Genomic DNA, 17,238 nt, shown 5'->3' with positions numbered 1-17,238 from the left:
ATAGCCGGACTCAGGCGAATTTCCCGTTTGCCACCGCTTCCGGCGTGACCACACCCGTATCCAGCACCCAGCCACTAATCAGCGAGGCAGGCGTAACGTCAAAGGCCGGGTTATAGACCTGGGCGTTTTCCGGCGCCCACTGCACCGCGCCAAAGCTCCCCGCCACGCCCGTGACTTCGCTGGCGGCACGCTGCTCGATGGGGATCGCATCCCCGTTCGGGCAGGCCGGGTCGAGCGTGGTATGCGGCGCGGCGACGTAGAACGGAATACCGTGGAATTTCGCCAGCACCGCCAGCGAGTAGGTACCAATTTTATTTGCCACATCGCCGTTGGCGGCGATACGGTCTGCCCCGACCCACACGGCGTCGACCTGCCCTTTCGCCATCAGGCTGGCGGCCATGGAATCGGTGATGAGCTGATACGGCACGCCCAGCTCGCCGAGTTCCCATGCGGTCAGCCTGCCTCCCTGCAGCAGCGGACGGGTTTCATCGACCCAGACGCTGCTAACATTACCTTCCTGATGCGCACGGGCAATGACGCCGAGCGCGGTGCCGACGCCCGCGGTTGCCAACCCGCCGGTATTGCAGTGGGTCAGCAGACGGCTGCCGGGTTTGACCAGCGCGCTACCGGCTTTCGCAATCGCGTCGCAGAGCTGTTTATCTTCGTCAACCAGGCGCAGCGCCTCAGCCACCAGCGCCGGCACAAAGTCTTCCTGCCACAGCGCCTGCTTCATTCGGTCAAGGTTGTTCATCAGATTCACGGCCGTGGGGCGCGACGCGCGGAGGGTATTCAGCGCCACGGTCAGCTCGTCGCGGCTTATGCCGCTTTCCGCCAGCAGCGCCAGCAGCAGGCTTGCAGAGAGACCAATCAGCGGCGCGCCGCGCACCCGCAGGGCGTGAATATGCCCCACCAGCGCCTCTACCGTAGAGGCGTCCAGCCAGCGTTTATCCTGCGGAAGGGCCTGCTGGTCGAGAATAAAGAGCTGATTATCCGTCACCCGCAGGCTGGTCGTCTGTAATGTCTGCATGTCGTTAATTCCCTGTTGCGTTGTTGTAGCACATTGTGTCAGGATGAAATCCAGATGTATAGACGTCTACATGTCTTTATTAGCAAACCCGTGAGGAACAGGCCATGTCGCAATACCGTACCTTTACCGCCCAGGACGCCGTGGAGTATGCAAAGCAGTTCGGCGGCCTTGACGATCCTTCATCGCTGGTAGAGGCGCAGGAGGTGGGCGACGGTAACCTCAATCTGGTGTTTAAAATATTCGACAGCACGGGCGTGAGCCGCATTATCGTCAAGCAGGCGCTGCCCTACGTGCGCTGCGTCGGGGAGTCCTGGCCGCTGACGCTGGATCGCGCCCGCCTGGAGGCACAAACCCTGGTCGAGCATTACCGGCACAGCCCGCAGCACACCGTGAAAATTCACCACTTTGACCCGGAACTGGCGGTAATGGTGATGGAAGATCTCTCCAGCCACCTGATCTGGCGCGGGGAGCTGATTAAAAATAATCACTACCCGCTGGCCGCGCGCCAGCTGGGGGAATACCTCGCGCACGCGCTGTTCCACACCAGCGATTTCTACCTGCACCCGCACGAGAAAAAAGCGCAGGTGGCGAAATTCATTAACCCGGAGATGTGCGAGATCACCGAAGATCTGTTCTTTAACGATCCTTACCAGATCCACGAGCGCAACAGCTACCCGGCCGAGCTCGAAAACGATGTTGCCGCCCTGCGCGACGACGCCCAGCTGAAGATTGCCGTGGCCTCCCTGAAGCATCGCTTCTTCTCGCACGCCGAAGCGCTCCTGCACGGGGACATCCACAGCGGATCGATTTTCGTGGCGGAAGGCAGCCTGAAGGCCATCGACGCCGAATTTGGCTACTTCGGCCCGATTGGCTTTGACGTGGGCACCGCCATCGGCAACCTGCTGCTCAATTTCTGCGGCCTGCCGGGGCATCTGGGCATTCGCGATGCCGCCGCCGCACGCGAGCAGCGCCTGAGCGATATTCAGGAACTGTGGAATACCTTCGCGGAACGCTTCCAGGCGCTGGCACACGAGAAAACGCGCGATGCGGCGCTGGGCGCTCCGGGCTATGCCTCCGCGTTTCTGAAAAAAGTCTGGCATGATGCCATCGGCTTCTGCGGCACCGAGCTGATTCGCCGCAGCGTGGGGCTTTCTCACGTGGCGGATATCGACACCATTGCGGACGACGCCATGCGCCACGAATGCCTGCGCCACGCTATTACGCTCGGCAAGGCGCTGATTGTCATTGCCGACCGAATCGACAGCGCGGAAGAGCTGGTGGCAAGGGTGCGTCAGTACAGTTGAGTGCCGGCTTTGTGCCCGGTGGCGCTGCGCTTACCGGGCCTACGATTCGAATGTAGGCCAGGTAAGGCGTAGCCGCCACCCGGCAAAAACTCACCCCAGATACTCAATGACCGACAACCCGCCGTTATAATCCGTGCTGTAAATAATTCCCTGCGCATCCACAAACACGTCGCACGACTGAATCACCTGCGGGCGATTGGGCCGCGTGTCCATCATTCTCTCAGGCGCGGCCGGCACCAGCGCGCCGGTTTCCACAGGACGATACGGATTGGAAATGTCGTACGCGCGCACGCCTGCATTCTGGTACGTGGCAAAAATCAGCGTTGAGCTGACAAAGCTCCCCGGCCGGTTCTCATGCAGGTTATGCGGCCCGAAATGCGCCCCTTTCGCCACGTAGTCGATTTCATCCGGCTGCGGGAAGGTAGAAATACTCACCGGGTTCGCCGGCTCGCGGATATCAAACAGCCAGATCAGCTTTTCGCCGTCTTCCTGGTTATCCAGCACCGCTTCGTCCAGCACCACCAGCAGGGAGCGGTCCGGCAGCGGCAGCGCGGTGTGCGTCCCGCCGCCAAACGGCGGGCTCCAGTTGCGATGGCTAATCAGCTTCGGCTGCGCGCGGTCTTTCACGTCCAGCAGCGTCAGCCCGCCGTCGCGCCAGCTGCCGTACGCCGTATCGCCGGCGATAATCGCATGGTGCAGCGCGTAGCGTTTCCCTTCCGGCCAGTCTGGCTGCTCGCCTTCGGCCTGGTTCATGCCCGGCAACCACCAGCGCCCCGCCACTTCGGGCCTGCGCGGATCGGCCAGGTCGATGGTCAGAAAGATGTAGTCGGTAAAACCGTCGATCAGCGCCGAGACGTACGCCCAGCGCCCGCCGACGTACCATATGCGGTGAATACCAATGCCGCTCAGCGACAGAAAGCCGATTTCGCGCGGCTTATCCGGCGTGGAGATATCAAACACCCGCAAGCCCGCGCTCCAGCCTTTGCCCTGCACGTCGCTGACGGTCTCCCCTACCTGGCGGGTGTAGTAGACCTTCTCGTCGGCAAAGCGGGCATCGGCAAAAAGATCCCGGGCGTTGATTACCAGTAGCAGGTCGTCATGCGCCTGCAGGTGCACGTTCCAGGTGCCGGGCGGCGCGGGCACGTAGCCCGCCGCTTTCGGATTCTTCGGGTCTCGCACGTCGACAATCGAAAAGCCCTGCGACACCATATGGCCGATATAGGCAAAACCGCGATGCACCATCAGCTGCACGCCGTCCGGACGACCGCCCTGGTCGCTATGGCCAATCAGCCGCATATTGCGGCTGTATTCAGGGGTGGGTAACTGAGACACCTTATACTCCTTTCGCCGGGTGGCGGCTGCGCCTTACCGGGCCTACCAAACCGTAGGCCCGGTAAGCGCAGCGCCACCGGGCATTATTTTGACCTGGCTTCCAGCGTCGCAAACCACGGGGCGATAAAATCTTCCGTCTGGCCCCAGCCCGGAATGATTTTCCCCAGCGACGCTACGTTCACCGCGCCCGGCTGGGCGGTCAGCAGCGCCTGCGGGATCGCGGCCGCTTTGAAGTCATAGGTTGCCGGCGTCGCTTCCCCGGCAATCTTGTTCGCCACCAGACGCACGTTGGTCGCACCAATCAGCTTCGGATCCACCGCCACGCTCACCTTCCACGGGCTGCCCGGCTCGCGCATCAGCTGCAGATCCTGGTTGGAGATGTCAATGCTGTAGAGTTTGATCTCGGTGCGGCCGTTCTCTTTCAGCGCCTTATAGGCCCCCTGGCTGAAGGCATCCCAGGTGCCCCAGATGGCGTCAATTTTGCCTTTCGGGTATTTCGCCAGGATCGCGCCCACCTTGTTGGCGGTATCGCCCTGCACGTCAGACGATACCGCGCCGATAGACTCCAGCTCTTTGATGTCCGGATACTGCTTTTGCAGCTCTTTATACGCGGTCTGACGACGTTCCATCGGCGGGAAGCCGGCCACCCACAGCTTGACGATATTGGCTTTGCCGTTGAAGTCTTTCGCCAGCTGGCCGAAAGAGAGGTTGGTCAGGGAGGCATCGTCCTGCTGGGTCACGGTCACGCCCGGGATCTCACCGTTAACGGCGGTATCAAATACCGAGACTTTGATCCCGGCATCCACCGCTTTCTTCACCAGCGCGGTGGAGTACGGATCGCGCCCCTGGGAGAGAATAATCCCGTCATATTTCTGGCTGATCGCCTGGTTCACGAAGTCCTGGAATTTGGCATCGTCCCCGTTGCTTAAAAAGGTGCTGACCTTAAAGCCGAGCTTCTTCCCTTCCTGAATTGCCCCGGCAATAAACTGCGTGGTGTTGTCGTCTGAGCCAAGGTTGCGGATCACCGCAATGCGGATCGGGCCGTCATGGTTCGCAATGGCAGCCGGAAGCGGCGCGGGCGTAGCCGCGAAGCCTGGCAGAGCCGTGAGCAACCCAAGTGCCACCAAAGAGAGTGCAATCTTTTTCATTTTTTATCCCGTTGTGTTGTCAGCGTTTTTGTATGTAGGTAATCGCCAGCGCTACCGCGAGCACCAGCCCTTTTATAATGTCCATGGCGTAATACGGCACCGAGAGCATCACCAGCCCGTTCGACAGCACGCCAAGAATGACCGCCCCGACCAGCGTCCCCAGCGCGTTTGGCTTGCCGGACCCGGCCAGCGAGAAGCCGATCCAGGCCGCGGCTACCGCGTCCATCAGGTATCCGCCGCCCGCATTCACCTGCGACGAACCAATGCGCGACGCCAGCAAAATCCCGCCCAGGCCCGCCAGCAGAGAGGCAATCACGTAGGCCGCCACCTTGTAGCGCGTGGTCCGAATGCCGGAGAGGCGCGCCGCTTCCGGGTTACCGCCAATGGCGTACATCCGACGACCGTGGGTCGTCAGCGATAGCCCAAGCTGGGCCAGAATCGTCACCACCAGCATGATGATGACGATGGTTGGCACCTGCCCCAGCAGGCTGAACGCCGCCGGAATAGCGCCTTCCGCCATGTCGCCGCTCGGCAGCACCATGTTTTCGGTAATCGACCCGCCGTAGCTGTAGGTCATCGCCACGCCCTGGATCACAAACAGGCTGGCAAGCGTCGCGAGCATGTCGGGAATACGCAGGATGACGATCAGAAAAGCGTTAAACAGCCCCACCAGCGTACAGAGCGCGAGGGTGATCAGAATCGACTCGGTGGTACCGAAGCCGTGCCAGACAAAAAGCGAAATCACCAGCGCGTTCGCCAGCGACGCCGTTGACCCCACGGAGAGATCGAACCCGCCGATGGTCAGGGAAATCGACACGCCAATCGCTATCACCGTCACGATGGCGATCGAGCGCAGGATATTGATGATGTTGTTCGGGTCGAGGAAGTTGTCCGACGCCAGGCCAAAAACGGCCACCAGCGCGACGACGGTCAGCAACATGCCCCACTTGTAGAGAAAATCAAAAATCTGCTGACGGCCAGACGCCGCCGCGTTCACTGAAAGGGCCTTGCTCACGGCGCCGTTCCTCCGGTTGAATAATAAAGTAGTGTCTCTTCACGGGCCTCGGCCCCGGCGATTTCCGCCACGATGCGCCCGTCCCACAGCACGCAGATGCGGTCGCACAGCCCCACCAGCTCGGCAAATTCGCCGGAGGCGTAAATGACCCCTTTGCCCTCGCGCGCCAGGCCGTCAATCAGCTGGAACAGATCGGTTTTGGCCTTCACGTCCACGCCCTTGGTCGGCTCGTCGAATATGAGCACGCTGGCGTCATTGCGCAGCCATTTGCCGATGGCGACCTTCTGCTGGTTCCCCCCGGACAGACGGCGCAGCACCTGCCCCGGCCCGCGCGCCCGAACGCCAACGCGGGCTATTACCTCTTCCGCCCAGCGCCACGCCTGACGATGGCCGAACAGGCTCCAGCGCGAAAAGCTGTTATCGGCGCATACGGCAAGGTTCATGCTCACCGGCTCATCGATAAAGATCCCCTCTTTGCGCCGCTCCTCCGGCACCAGCGCCAGCCCGCGCAGCACGGAATCCGCCGGGTCACGCGGTTTCCAGGGCTGATGATTCAGCTCACCGCGCGCCACGCGGCTTCTGCTGGCGCCAAACAGCGCCTTGCAGAGCTCGGTTTTACCCGCGCCCGCCAGCCCGGCGATGCCGAGAATTTCACCTTTGCGCAGGTGCAGGGAAATATCTTTCAGCAGCGCGTCGTCGTGCAGGCCCTCCACGCGCAGCAGCGTTTCGCCGCCGTGCGGCGGTCGTGCGGGCGGATAGATATCGCTCAGCACGTGGCCGAGCATCTTCTCGACGATGGCTTCGCCGCTGAGGTCCGCCATCGGGCCGGACTCAATCAGCTTGCCGTCGCGCAGCACCGTCAGGGTGTCGCAGATGGCCTTCAGCTCGTGAATGCGATGCGAGATAAACACCACCCCGATGCCCTGCTGCTTCAAGCGCCTTACCACGGCAAACAGGCGCTCACTCTCGTGCGCATCCAGCGGCGCGGTGGGTTCATCAAGAATCAAAAAACGGCAGTGGTGGGACAAGGCGCGTGCCAGCAAAATCTGCTGCTTTTCGGCCAGCGAACAGCTGTCGATGGAACGGCGTACGTCCAGAGAGACATCCAGCTGCGCCAGCGCCTGTCTTGCCTGCTGGCGGGTCGCGCGCCAGTTGAAGCGATGCCCCGGCTGCGCCAGCTGGTCGAGCATGATGTTCTCGGCGATGCTCAACCCCGGGATCAGCGCTACGTCCACCTCCTGCTGTACGAGGTGGATCCCCAGCCGTTTGGCATCAAGCGGTTCGCGGATCGTCACCGGCTGGTTGTTAATGCTGATCTCACCCTCATAGTGGTTGTGCGTGCCGCACAGCACCGCCATCAGGGTCGATTTTCCCGCGCCGTTGGCGCCGGTCAGCGCATGAACGGTTCCGCCGGTTAAGGTGAAATTCACGCGCGACAGCGCCTGAAAGCCGGAAAAGGCCAGGCTGATACCGCGCATTTCAAGGCGACTGGAAACCATCCGCGTAAATCCTTCATTACTCTTCTGATTTATCGAATTTTTCACAGCTCCGGTTGACTGACAACGACGGAAAAGGCATAAGATAAAGCGAAATATTATTAGCCATCCGGATGTCCAGACATAACATCGGGTTAGCGCTTGCTAAAAAAGGACAACACCATGAGCAACACCGATATCCGCGTCGTGCCTGGCCCGGCGAACTACTTCTCTCACCCCGGAAGCCTTGCGCAGCTGGATAATTTCTTTACCCCGGAACAGCTTTCCCGCGCGGTCTGGATCTACGGCGAGCGTGCTATCGAAGGCGCGCGCCCTTTCCTGCCGGAGAGCTTTAACGCGCCGGGGGCGAAGCACCTGCTGTTTAAGGGCCACTGCAGCGAGCGCGACGTCACTCACCTGGTTAACGAAGCCGGCAGCGGTGCGAGCGTGGTCATTGGCGTTGGCGGCGGCGCGGTGATGGATACGGTGAAAGCCGTGGCGCGTCGTTTAGGCGTGCCGTTCGTGGGTATCCCTACCGTCGCTGCCACCTGTGCGGCGTGGACGCCGCTCTCCGTCTGGTACAACGATGCCGGTCAGGCGCTGCAGTTTGAGATCTTCGACGACGCTAACTTCCTGGTGCTGGTGGAGCCGCAAATCATCCTCAACGCGCCGGCTGAGTATCTGCTGGCGGGGATTGGCGATACGCTGGCGAAGTGGTACGAAGCGGTGGTGCTCGCGCCGCAGCCTGAAAACCTGCCGCTGACCGTGCGTCTGGGCATTAACGGCGCGCTGGCGATCCGCGACGTGCTGCTGGAGCACAGCGAGGAAGCGCTGGCTGACCAGCAGCGCGGCGAACAAACCCAGGCGTTCAGGGACGTGGTGGATGCCATTATTGCCGGCGGCGGGATGGTCGGCGGGCTGGGCGAACGCTATACGCGCGTGGCGGCGGCGCATGCGGTGCATAACGGCTTAACCGTGCTGCCGCAGACGGAAAAATACCTCCACGGTACCAAGGTGGCCTACGGCATTCTGGTGCAAAGCGCCCTCCTCGGCCAGGACAACGTGCTGGGCCAGCTGGTCTCGGCGTATCGGCGTTTTAACCTGCCGACCACGCTTCGCGCGCTGGACGTTGACATCCATAACCGCGACGAACTGGATAAGGTCATTGCCCACACCCTGCGCCCGGTCGAGTCGATTCATTATCTGCCGGTGACGTTAACGCCTGACGTTCTGCGCGCGGCGTTTGAGAAGGTGGAATACTTCAGCCGTTAACCGCCCCGACCGTCTATACCTAATGATGATTCTCACCACTCTCGCAACGAGGTCATCATGCAGATCGATTTAACAGGTAAGAAGGCGCTGGTTACCGGCGCCAGCCGTGGGTTGGGTCGCGCTATCGCGCTGTCGCTGGCGCGCGCCGGTGCCGACGTGGTTATTACGTATGAAAAATCTGCCGACAAAGCCCAGGCGGTTGCCGATGAAATAAAGGCTCTTGGGCGGCACGGTGAAGCGGTGCAGGCCGACAGCGCCAGCGCGCAGGCCATTCAGGATGCCGTCACCCATGCAGCGCGCTCCCTCGGCGGGCTGGACATTCTGGTCAACAACGCCGGGATCGCTCGCGGCGGCCCGCTGGAGTCCATGACGCTGGCGGACATTGACGCCCTTATCAACGTCAATATTCGTGGGGTGGTCATCGCCATTCAGGAAGCGCTGGTGCATATGTCCGACGGCGGGCGCATTATCAACATCGGCAGCTGTCTGGCTAACCGCGTGGCGCAGCCCGGCATTGCCGTCTACTCAATGACGAAGTCTGCCCTTAACTCCCTCACCCGTGGCCTGGCGCGCGATTTAGGTCCGCGCGGCATCACCGTTAACCTTGTTCACCCTGGACCGACAAACAGCGATATGAACCCGGAGGACGGGGAGCAGGCGGAAGCACAGCGCCAGATGATTGCCATCGGTCATTACGGCCAGCCAGAAGACGTTGCGGCGGCGGTGACGTTCCTGGCAAGCCCGGCCGCCGGGCAGATCTCCGGTACGGGGCTGGATGTGGACGGCGGGTTGAACGCCTGATCGCAGATATTGTGCAAGCCTCTGTCGTTCGGCAGAGGCCTTTTCGAGCCGCTTCGACGGTTTGCGTTTTGCCCCTTTTTTCCGCTGTTTGTCGAGTCTACAGTCCCCCATAAGAAATTCGGAATTTATCTAATAGTCTTATTATTTCCTTATATTTTGTGTGGGCGTACAGTGGAGGTACGGATGAAGATTGTCTGGTCCAATGGTGCAAAGAAGGCGTTTTCAAAGATTGAAGAGCGGTATCAGCGACGCATTGAGGTAAAGCTTGCCGAGCTGGATGACCGTTCAGCTCCCCGGCCCGATATCAAAAAAATATCGGCGACAGAAGATCATTTCCGGCTACGCGTTGGCGATTACCGCATCATCTATACGCTTCGGGGCGATCCCGATAACCACTGTTATGTTTTGGCCGTCAAGCGCAGAACTTCAACGACTTACCTGCATGAGGAGAGTGCCAACTATGGCTGTACAGCTAATCAAGGACGATAACGGGAAAACGCAGTACGTCGTTATTCCCTATCACGAATATTTTCGTATGCTCTTACAGATGGCAGAAATTGACGACGAAACCGATGACGATCTTGAGGATATTGAGGTCGAACACGATAGTCTGGATGACGTGGAATTGCCCGGAGAAGTGTGCAGCATCATGACCTGGCAGAACGTCAGCCTGCAGGCCGCATGGCGCATCCTGCGCGGCATGTCCCAGCAGGAGGTGGCGGAGAAACTCGGCATCAGCCAGTCTGCCGTGTCACAGCTAGAGGCGCTGGACTCCCGTCCGCAAAAGCGCACCCGCGAAAAACTGGCGGCCATATACGGCTGTAAGCAGGAGCAGATGAGCCTCTATTTACCGAAAGAGGGTTAACAGCACTTCGCCCCGCCCTTGCCGCCGTAGCGCGCGTCCTGACGATCGCGGAAAAATTCTTCGTACGTCATTGGCGCCTGGTCCGGATGGTTAACCCGCATATGCTCGACGTAGTTGTCGTAGTCCGGCACGCCAATCATCATTTTGGCGGCCTGGCCCAGGTACTTACCTGCTTTGGAAAGGGTGTCGAACATAATTCTGGTCTCACAGAAATGTAGGCCGGGTAAGCGCTAGCGCCACCCGGCACACAGGTTAATGTGCCCCTTTGGCCTGGGTGACAATCTCTTCCAGGTTTTCAGGCATTGGCTCGTAAGGCGTCTCTTTTGCCGTTGGCTTGTCAACTTTCAACGCCGCCAGCGCGGTTTTGAGAGAATACAACGCCAGCACCACGACCACCACCATAAAGAAGATGGTCAGCCCGGCGTCCAGACGGTTGTTAAACACCAGCTGCGACAGCTGTGATTCCGTATACTGCGCCGGGATCTTGCCGCTGTCGATCATCGCCTGGAACTTGTTGGCAATCGCCAGGAAGCCCACCTTGTTGTCCGGGCTGAAGGCCTTCTGCCAGCCCGCCGTCAGGGTACAAATCAGCAGCCACGCCGTTGGCACCAGCGCCACCCACGCGTAGCGCTGGCGCTTCATCTTGAACAGCACCACCGCGCAGAGCATCAGCGCCATGCCTGCCAGCATCTGGTTGGCAATACCGAACAGCGGCCACAGGGTGTTAATCCCACCCAGCGGATCCACCACGCCCTGATGCAGGAAATAGCCCCACGCCAGCACGCACAGCGCCGTTGCCAGCAGGTTAGCCGGGAGCGAATCGGTACGCTTCAGGTTCGGGGAGATCACGCCCAGCAGATCCTGCAGCATAAAGCGCGCCGCGCGGGTGCCCGCATCCACCGCCGTCAGGATAAACAGCGCTTCAAACAGAATGGCGAAGTGATACCAGAACGACACGTCCATCAGCCCGCCCAGCGCGCCATGGAGAATGTAGGCCATGCCCACCGCAAGCGTCGGCGCCCCGCCCGCGCGGGATATGATCGACTGCTCGCCCACCTCATTCGCAATGCTGGTTAACGTGTCTGGCGTAATCGCAAAGCCCCATCCACTCACGACCTGCGCGGCAGACGCGACGACGTCAGCGGTGCCGGCAGGTGCCAGCACCGCCATCGGGCTGTTCATCGCGAAGTAGACGCCCGGGTCGATGATGCAGGCGGAGACCAGCGCCATGATGGCAACGAAAGACTCCATCAGCATGCCGCCGTAGCCAATCAGGCAGGCCTGATTTTCATTCGCCAGCATCTTCGGCGTGGTGCCCGAGGCAATCAGCGCGTGGAAGCCCGACACCGCACCGCAGGCGATGGTGATAAACAGGAACGGGAACAGGTTGCCGGTCCAGACCGGGCCGGTGCCGTCGATGAATTTGGTCAGCGCAGGCATGGTCAGGGTCGGACGCATAATCAGAATGCCGATCGCCAGCCCGACGATGGTGCCGATTTTCAGGAAGGTGGAGAGGTAGTCGCGCGGAGCCAGCAGGAGCCACACCGGCAGCACCGCCGCCACAAAGCCGTAGCCCACCAGCATCCAGGTCAGCTGTACGCCGGTAAAGTCAAAGAACGGTGCCCAGGTCGGGCTTTCCGCTACCCAGCCGCCGGAGATAATGGCGAACACGAGAAACACCAGGCCAATCACCGACACTTCACCAATGCGGCCCGGACGCAGATAGCGGATGTAGATCCCCATAAACAGCGCCAGCGGAATGGTGAAGGCAACGGTGTACGTCCCCCACGGGCTGTGGGTCAGCGCTTTCACCACGATCATTGCCAGCACCGCGAGGATGATCACCATGATCATAAAGGTCGCCACCAGCGCAATCACCCCGGCCGTTGCCCCCATCTCCTCTTTCACCAGCTCGCCCAGCGAACGCCCGTCGCGGCGGGTGGAGACGAACAGCACCATAAAGTCCTGCACCGCGCCCGCCAGCACCACGCCGGCGAGGATCCAGATCATCCCCGGCAGGTAGCCCATCTGCGCCGCCAGCACCGGCCCCACCAGCGGGCCAGCCCCGGCAATCGCCGCAAAGTGGTGACCGAACAGCACTTTTTTGTCGGTCGGAACGTAGTCCAGCCCGTCGTTATGACGGACCGCGGGCGTCATGCGCGTCGCGTCAACGCCTAAGACGTTCTTCGCGATATAGCGGCCATAAAAACGATACGCGATCAGATAAATGCAGACGGAGGCGACAACGATCCACAGCGCGTTGATCTGCTCCCCCCGGTTGAGGGCGATATAGCCCAGGGCAAAGGCTCCCACAACGGAGAGCCCTGCCCATGTAAGGTATTTCCCTGAGTTGTTCATCGTGGTTTTCCGTTGTTGTGAAACAGTGAGATGTTACATTTTGTTTCTAGAACAACGGATAAAATTTAACAACTTTGAAACGCAATTATGCGTGGTCAAACCACACATTTACACCACATTGTTAAGCCGATCACTTTCGTACCGTCACCGGTCACACTTTTGCCTTTTTCGTCCAGGCACTGCCTTACGGAATGATTTGTATCATTTTTTTTGCTTATAACCTCGCCAGAATGATCCTGCGCAATGGCGTGCATACAAGGAAAAGGATATGAACAGTTCAGTACCTCAGGATAGTAAGGTCGGGCCCGGCGCGTACTTCGCCCTGGCGTTTGCAGCCGTTTTCTTCTCTGGCCTGCTGGGCGGAAAAGAGTGGTACGGCGTTTTTGATTTCACCACCCTCAACGGCGCGTTTGGCAAAGTGGTCAGTAAAGCCAGCCTGGAGGATGGCACCCTGACGACCGCCAGCAGCGCCTTTCGCGGCACCGGCGGCAGCGGCGCGATGGACGGGTTTCTCTTCGCGCTCGGTTTAATTCCGGCCGTGATGTTTGCGCTAGGGATGATCAACGTGCTGGAGCACTACGGCGCCCTGCGTGCCGCCCGCAAGCTCTTGACCCCTCTGCTGCGCCCGCTGCTGGGCATTCCCGGCACCACCGGGCTGGCGCTGATTGGCAGCCTGCAAAGCACCGACGTGGGCGCGTCGCTTACCCGCAATCTGTCAGACGAAGGGCAAATCAGCGAAAAAGAGAAAGACGTCTTCGCCATGTTCCAGTTCTCCGCCGGGGCGATGATCACCAACTTTTTCTCTTCCGGCGCCATCCTCTTTACGCTGGTCGCCGTTGACGGCACGGCTGCGGTACCTACCTCCATCGGGGCCTGTATCGCCGTTATGTTCATCATGAAAATCGTGGGCGCCAATCTGCTGCGATTGATCCTCTCTTTCACCGGTAAAGGAGAAGCAGCATGAGCGCCCCACAGTCCAACCCCGTCATTACCGATGTGTTTATCGAAGGCGCGCGCAAAGGCTGGAGCATTGCCACCAGCAGCACCCTGCCCAACGTGGTGATGGCGTTTATCATCATCAAAGCGCTGGAAATTACCGGTGCCCTGAAAGGGCTGGGCACGATCTTCGCCCCGTTAATGGGCCTGTTCGGCCTGCCAGGTGAGGCCGCCGCGGTACTGATTGGCGGCTGGATGTCGATGGGCGGCGGGATCGGCGTCGCCATCGGCCTGTTTGATAAAGGCATCCTCACCGGCGAGCACCTGGCGATCCTGGCGCCCGCCATCTACCTGATGGGCTCGCAGGTGCAGTACCTGGGCCGCATTCTGGGGGTGATCGGCACCCGCGCCAAACGCATTCCGCTGATGATCGCCATCTCGGTCGTCAACGCATTTTTAGCCATGCTGCTGATGCGCATTATTCTCTGAACAGGACGTGAACATGAATCTTGACCATTACATTGAAGAACTGAAAACCCTGGTGAACGTGGACTGCGGAACCCAGACGATTGACGGCGTCGCAGCCGTCGCAGGCATCATGCAGCAGCTCTGGCAGCGCGAGGGCTGGCACACGGAGCAGGTGAATTTGGGCGACAAGGTGGGCCCCGGCGTCTTCGTCAGCAACAAGCCGCAGGCGGAACGGTTCGACGTGCTGCTGGTCGGCCATCTGGATACCGTGTTTCCTGCTGGAACCGTGGCCGGGCGTCCGCTGAGCGAGGACGATACCCGTCTGTACGGCCCCGGCGTCTCGGATATGAAGAGCGGACTTCTGAATATTTTGTGGGCAATGCGCGGGCTCGACGCCGCAGACAACGAGCGTCTCGCGATTGCCGTCGCGATGAACCCGGACGAAGAGACTGGCTCTGTCTATTCCCACGAATGGATTGGCGAGCTGGCTAAGCGTTCCCGCTGCGTGCTGGTGTGCGAGGCCGCCCGCGCCGACGGCTCGCTGGTGAAAGCGCGTAAAGGCATGGCTGGCTATCACCTCACCTTCAGCGGCGTGGCGGCACACGCGGGCAACGACCCGGAGAAAGGCCGCTCGGCGATTACCGCGCTGGCAAACAGCGTCATCGCCATTAATGCGCTGACAGACTGGGATCGCGGCACCACGCTCAACGTCGGCGTGATTCAGGGTGGCAGCGCGGCGAACGTGGTCGCGGACAGCGCCGTGGCAGAACTGGACGTGCGCTTCTGGGAAAACGACGAGTACGACCGGGTGAATCAGGCGCTGGAGGCGTTATGTGAAAAAGGCTTTTTAGACGGCGTGACCACTACGCTCGCGCGGGTGAATCACAAACCGGCGATGGCAACCAGTAAAGCGACTCAGGCCCTGATGCAGCAGGTTGAAGCTGCAGGAAAAGCGGAGGGTATCGACATTACCTGGCAGGCGGTCGGCGGCGGCAGCGACGCCAACCACACCGCTGCGCTCGGCATCCCGACGCTCGACGGCCTGGGGCCGATTGGCGCCGGGTTCCACAGCCCGGCGGAGTGGCTGGATAAAGCGTCGATTGAGCCGAGAATTCGATTACTCAGACGTGTAGTCTCTATGCTCTAATTTTGCACTAAACCGTCCCCTCTCCCTGTGGGAGAGGGTTAGGGTGAGGGCAACAGACCGTACAAAATCAACCCAGCACCATCGTACTTAACCGACACGTACAGCACCGCCGTCCCTGCTCGTCGAAAACCACAATCTCCCAGCTCTGGCTGGAACGCCCCAGATGCAGTGGCTGACACACGCCGCGCACCTTGCCGTGCGACACCGCGCGGTGATGCGTGGCGTTCAGCTCTGTTCCCACCACGCTCTGCCCGTCGCGGGTCATCAGATACCCGGCCATCGAGCCCAGCGTTTCCGCCAGCGCCGCGGAGGCCCCGCCGTGCAGCAGGCCAAACGGCTGGTGGGTACGCGCATCCACCGGCATCTCCGCTTCCAGCGTGTCGTCCCCGATGCGGGTATAGACGATGCCGAGGTGCGCCACCAGGGTGTTCAGGCTGGTGGCGTTCAGCTCCTCGAGCGGTAAGTGACGTTTCCAGATCATCTACGCCCCCAGCGTGGAGCCGCCGTCCACCACGATATCCTGCAGGGTGATATGGCTGGCGGCATCGGAGGCGAGGAACAGCACCGTGCTGGCAATCTCCTGCGGACGGGCGATTTTGCCGAGCGGAATGCCGAGCTTAAACTGCTCGCCAAAGCCGCGAATGCGCTGCTGCTCCGCATCGTCGCTTTTCCACAGGGTGCGCTGCATATCGGTATCCGTTGACCCCGGCGACACCAGGTTGCAGCGCACGCCGCTGCCCGCCAGCTCCAGACCGACGGTCAATGCCAGGCTTTTCAGCGCCGCTTTCGAGGCGCCGTAGGCGCTCATGCCGATGCGCGGCGTATGCGCCGCGTCAGAGGCCACCGTCACAATCGCCCCGCCCTGCTGACGGCGAAACTGGCCCATCGTCTGCTGGAACAGGTTAAACGCCCCGCCAACGTTGACCGCGAAGGTCTGCTGCCAGTCCGCCTGCGAGAGCTGGTCCGTCGCCCCCATGCGCAGAATACCCGCCGCGTTGACCAGCACGTCCAGACGCTCAAGGGTATTAAGCAAACGGCCACACACCTCGCTGACCTGAGCAAAATCCGCCACGTCCAGCGTTTCGATGGCAAACGGATAATCGTCCAGCGGAAACGCCAGGTCGAACCCGGTCACCTGCGCGCCGGCTTCGGCAAACGCCAGCGCCGTCGCGTAGCCAATGCCTTTACCCGCCCCCGTCACCCAGACGGTTTTACCGGTGAAATCAAATCCCATTACTTCACCTCGCGGGAGAGCAGCGCCCACCAGGCGTCGATTGTTGGATTTTTTGCCAGCATCACGAAGTCGATATCGCCGTGCACTTTGCGCCAGCGCGCGGCCAGCGCCATCATGCGCACCGAGTCCAGGCCGTAGTCGATCAGGTTTTCGTCATCCATCGGCTCGTCGGACTCGTCCAGCAGCGGCAGGATCAGCTCGCGCAGCGCGCCTTTGGTCGCCGGAACGGACGGCAGCAGCTCGTCGGTCATCACCACGCGGCCTGAACGCCCGGCCACGTAGTTAAGGGACATCAGGTGCTCGTCGCGGGTGAAATCCGCCAGCGCGTCGGCAATAAAGAACGGCTTGATGTCGCGCATAAAGGCATCGGTGGCAGTGGTCATACAGCCGATGTGGGCATACACGCCGGTAATCAGCAGCTGGTTGCGGCCCGTCTCTTTCAACATCTGCTCCAGCGGCGAGCGGTGGAACGCGCTGTAGCGCCACTTCACCAGCACGGTGTCCGCTTCGTCCGGCGTCAGCTGAGCGACGATACGCTGCTGCTCCGGCGAGCGGGTCAGGCCCGGCCCCCACATGTCGTTGAGCAGGGCGCGGTCCTCGTCACTCTGCTCTTTCGGCTGGGCGGTGTAGTAGACCGGAATATTGTGCGCTTTGCAGTAATCGCGAAGTTTAGCGATGTTCGCCACCACCTGCTGCATCATCGCGCTATTTTCGCCCCAGAAGTTCAGGAAGTATTCCTGCATATCGTGGATCAGCAGCGCCGCGCGTTCAGGCTCAAACGCCCAGTTCACTTTACTGGTCGGCAGCTCTGCGGCGGTTGGCAGCGCGTAAGCGGTTAATTTTGGGATAGCCATAC

Annotated in this window: 18 protein-coding genes; 8 read left to right on the top strand and 10 right to left on the bottom strand. The window is 60.7% G+C overall.

Going from position 1 to position 17,238, the window contains the following annotated elements:
* Nucleotides 1–10: 10 nt before the first annotated feature.
* Nucleotides 11–1,027 carry an S-methyl-5-thioribose-1-phosphate isomerase gene (gene mtnA, locus AC3WOK_RS17380; protein ID WP_492354882.1) on the bottom strand — a complete coding sequence of 339 codons (1,017 nt, stop codon included), beginning with the start codon at nt 1,025–1,027 and terminating at the stop codon, nt 11–13.
* Nucleotides 1,028–1,131: 104 nt separating this feature from the next.
* Here mtnA and mtnK point away from each other — a divergent pair, with 104 nt between their 5' ends.
* Entirely contained in the window at nt 1,132–2,331 is a 1,200-nt protein-coding gene (gene mtnK, locus AC3WOK_RS17375; protein ID WP_492354881.1) for an S-methyl-5-thioribose kinase, read from the top strand.
* A gap of 90 nt (nt 2,332–2,421) precedes the next feature.
* Here mtnK and AC3WOK_RS17370 read toward each other — a convergent pair whose 3' ends face one another.
* From AC3WOK_RS17370 to AC3WOK_RS17355, 4 genes are all read right to left on the bottom strand, one after another.
* Entirely contained in the window at nt 2,422–3,663 is a 1,242-nt protein-coding gene (locus AC3WOK_RS17370) for an LVIVD repeat-containing protein (protein ID WP_074164653.1), read from the bottom strand.
* Nucleotides 3,664–3,746: 83 nt separating this feature from the next.
* Nucleotides 3,747–4,811 carry a sugar ABC transporter substrate-binding protein gene (locus AC3WOK_RS17365; RefSeq protein WP_063955494.1) on the bottom strand — a complete coding sequence of 355 codons (1,065 nt, stop codon included), beginning with the start codon at nt 4,809–4,811 and terminating at the stop codon, nt 3,747–3,749.
* A 19-nt stretch (nt 4,812–4,830) separates the two neighbouring features.
* Entirely contained in the window at nt 4,831–5,826 is a 996-nt protein-coding gene (locus tag AC3WOK_RS17360) for an ABC transporter permease (RefSeq protein ID WP_492354880.1), read from the bottom strand.
* Entirely contained in the window at nt 5,823–7,325 is a 1,503-nt protein-coding gene (locus AC3WOK_RS17355) for a sugar ABC transporter ATP-binding protein (protein WP_063955492.1), read from the bottom strand. Before AC3WOK_RS17355 ends, AC3WOK_RS17360 begins: the two co-directional genes overlap by 4 nt.
* 159 nt (nt 7,326–7,484) lie before the next feature.
* On the opposite strand from AC3WOK_RS17355, the gene AC3WOK_RS17350 reads away from it, so the two are divergent.
* From AC3WOK_RS17350 to AC3WOK_RS17335, 4 genes are all read left to right on the top strand, one after another.
* On the top strand, nt 7,485–8,573 hold the full coding sequence (locus tag AC3WOK_RS17350) for an oxidoreductase (protein ID WP_492354879.1): 1,089 nt from the start codon (nt 7,485–7,487) through the stop codon (nt 8,571–8,573).
* 57 nt (nt 8,574–8,630) lie between these two features.
* Nucleotides 8,631–9,374 (top strand): SDR family NAD(P)-dependent oxidoreductase, encoded by a 744-nt coding sequence (locus tag AC3WOK_RS17345; RefSeq protein ID WP_059310793.1) that lies wholly within the window; start codon nt 8,631–8,633, stop codon nt 9,372–9,374.
* 183 nt (nt 9,375–9,557) lie between these two features.
* Nucleotides 9,558–9,863: a type II toxin-antitoxin system RelE family toxin gene (locus tag AC3WOK_RS17340; protein ID WP_492354878.1), complete on the top strand. Its 306-nt coding sequence runs from the start codon at nt 9,558–9,560 to the stop codon at nt 9,861–9,863.
* The gene (locus AC3WOK_RS17335; protein WP_492354877.1) at nt 9,835–10,239 is read left to right on the top strand and encodes a helix-turn-helix domain-containing protein; all 405 of its coding nucleotides are present in this window, start codon (nt 9,835–9,837) and stop codon (nt 10,237–10,239) included. Before AC3WOK_RS17340 ends, AC3WOK_RS17335 begins: the two co-directional genes overlap by 29 nt.
* Here AC3WOK_RS17335 and AC3WOK_RS17330 read toward each other — a convergent pair.
* Both AC3WOK_RS17330 and cstA read right to left on the bottom strand, forming a co-directional pair.
* Nucleotides 10,236–10,433, bottom strand: coding sequence for a YbdD/YjiX family protein (locus AC3WOK_RS17330; RefSeq protein WP_063955485.1), 198 nt, complete (start codon nt 10,431–10,433; stop codon nt 10,236–10,238). The two genes, AC3WOK_RS17335 and AC3WOK_RS17330, sit on opposite strands and share 4 nt — an antisense overlap.
* 58 nt (nt 10,434–10,491) lie before the next feature.
* A complete protein-coding gene (gene cstA, locus AC3WOK_RS17325) occupies nt 10,492–12,597 on the bottom strand; it encodes a pyruvate/proton symporter CstA (RefSeq protein WP_492354876.1) in 2,106 nt (701 codons plus the stop codon).
* A gap of 268 nt (nt 12,598–12,865) precedes the next feature.
* Between cstA and AC3WOK_RS17320 the strand changes: the two genes are divergently transcribed.
* From AC3WOK_RS17320 to AC3WOK_RS17310, 3 genes are read left to right on the top strand one after another with little or no spacing between them, the layout of a single operon-like run.
* Complete coding sequence (locus AC3WOK_RS17320; protein WP_059310788.1) at nt 12,866–13,561, top strand: nucleoside recognition domain-containing protein; 696 nt, start codon at nt 12,866–12,868, stop codon at nt 13,559–13,561.
* Nucleotides 13,558–14,022, top strand: coding sequence for a YjiG family protein (locus AC3WOK_RS17315; protein ID WP_047347137.1), 465 nt, complete (start codon nt 13,558–13,560; stop codon nt 14,020–14,022). Before AC3WOK_RS17320 ends, AC3WOK_RS17315 begins: the two co-directional genes overlap by 4 nt.
* Before the next feature lie 13 nt (nt 14,023–14,035).
* Nucleotides 14,036–15,148, top strand: a complete 1,113-nt coding sequence (locus AC3WOK_RS17310) for a M20 family metallopeptidase (RefSeq protein WP_492354875.1) — start codon at nt 14,036–14,038, stop codon at nt 15,146–15,148.
* Between the two features lie 67 nt (nt 15,149–15,215).
* Here AC3WOK_RS17310 and entH read toward each other — a convergent pair whose 3' ends face one another.
* From entH to AC3WOK_RS17295, 3 genes are read right to left on the bottom strand one after another with little or no spacing between them, the layout of a single operon-like run.
* Nucleotides 15,216–15,629, bottom strand: a complete 414-nt coding sequence (gene entH / locus AC3WOK_RS17305) for a proofreading thioesterase EntH (protein ID WP_429053461.1) — start codon at nt 15,627–15,629, stop codon at nt 15,216–15,218.
* Nucleotides 15,630–16,382, bottom strand: a complete 753-nt coding sequence (gene entA, locus AC3WOK_RS17300) for a 2,3-dihydro-2,3-dihydroxybenzoate dehydrogenase EntA (RefSeq protein ID WP_059310785.1) — start codon at nt 16,380–16,382, stop codon at nt 15,630–15,632.
* On the bottom strand, nt 16,382–17,236 hold the full coding sequence (locus AC3WOK_RS17295; RefSeq protein ID WP_063955480.1) for an isochorismatase: 855 nt from the start codon (nt 17,234–17,236) through the stop codon (nt 16,382–16,384). The genes entA and AC3WOK_RS17295 overlap by 1 nt, the downstream gene beginning before the upstream one ends.
* Between the last annotated feature and the right edge of the window lie 2 nt (nt 17,237–17,238).

Source organism: Enterobacter sp. FW301-JW81 (assembly GCF_058788735.1).
The sequence above is the reverse complement of the archived record's forward strand: the minus strand, read 5'-3'. Positions and strand labels throughout refer to the sequence as shown.

Excerpts from the sequence above, each read along its gene's own strand:
- entA (WP_059310785.1), bottom strand. The coding sequence starts at position 16,382 with ATGGGATTTGATTTCACCGGTAAAACCGTCTGGGTGACGGGGGCGGGT.
- AC3WOK_RS17350 (WP_492354879.1), top strand. The coding sequence starts at position 7,485 with ATGAGCAACACCGATATCCGCGTCGTGCCTGGCCCGGCGAACTACTTC.
- AC3WOK_RS17335 (WP_492354877.1), top strand. The coding sequence starts at position 9,835 with ATGGCTGTACAGCTAATCAAGGACGATAACGGGAAAACGCAGTACGTC.
- AC3WOK_RS17310 (WP_492354875.1), top strand. The coding sequence starts at position 14,036 with ATGAATCTTGACCATTACATTGAAGAACTGAAAACCCTGGTGAACGTG.
- AC3WOK_RS17330 (WP_063955485.1), bottom strand. The coding sequence starts at position 10,433 with ATGTTCGACACCCTTTCCAAAGCAGGTAAGTACCTGGGCCAGGCCGCC.
- mtnA (WP_492354882.1), bottom strand. The coding sequence starts at position 1,027 with ATGCAGACATTACAGACGACCAGCCTGCGGGTGACGGATAATCAGCTC.
- AC3WOK_RS17365 (WP_063955494.1), bottom strand. The coding sequence starts at position 4,811 with ATGAAAAAGATTGCACTCTCTTTGGTGGCACTTGGGTTGCTCACGGCT.
- AC3WOK_RS17295 (WP_063955480.1), bottom strand. The coding sequence starts at position 17,236 with ATGGCTATCCCAAAATTAACCGCTTACGCGCTGCCAACCGCCGCAGAG.
- AC3WOK_RS17345 (WP_059310793.1), top strand. The coding sequence starts at position 8,631 with ATGCAGATCGATTTAACAGGTAAGAAGGCGCTGGTTACCGGCGCCAGC.
- mtnK (WP_492354881.1), top strand. The coding sequence starts at position 1,132 with ATGTCGCAATACCGTACCTTTACCGCCCAGGACGCCGTGGAGTATGCA.
- AC3WOK_RS17315 (WP_047347137.1), top strand. The coding sequence starts at position 13,558 with ATGAGCGCCCCACAGTCCAACCCCGTCATTACCGATGTGTTTATCGAA.
- AC3WOK_RS17355 (WP_063955492.1), bottom strand. The coding sequence starts at position 7,325 with ATGGTTTCCAGTCGCCTTGAAATGCGCGGTATCAGCCTGGCCTTTTCC.
- AC3WOK_RS17320 (WP_059310788.1), top strand. The coding sequence starts at position 12,866 with ATGAACAGTTCAGTACCTCAGGATAGTAAGGTCGGGCCCGGCGCGTAC.
- cstA (WP_492354876.1), bottom strand. The coding sequence starts at position 12,597 with ATGAACAACTCAGGGAAATACCTTACATGGGCAGGGCTCTCCGTTGTG.
- AC3WOK_RS17340 (WP_492354878.1), top strand. The coding sequence starts at position 9,558 with ATGAAGATTGTCTGGTCCAATGGTGCAAAGAAGGCGTTTTCAAAGATT.
- entH (WP_429053461.1), bottom strand. The coding sequence starts at position 15,629 with ATGATCTGGAAACGTCACTTACCGCTCGAGGAGCTGAACGCCACCAGC.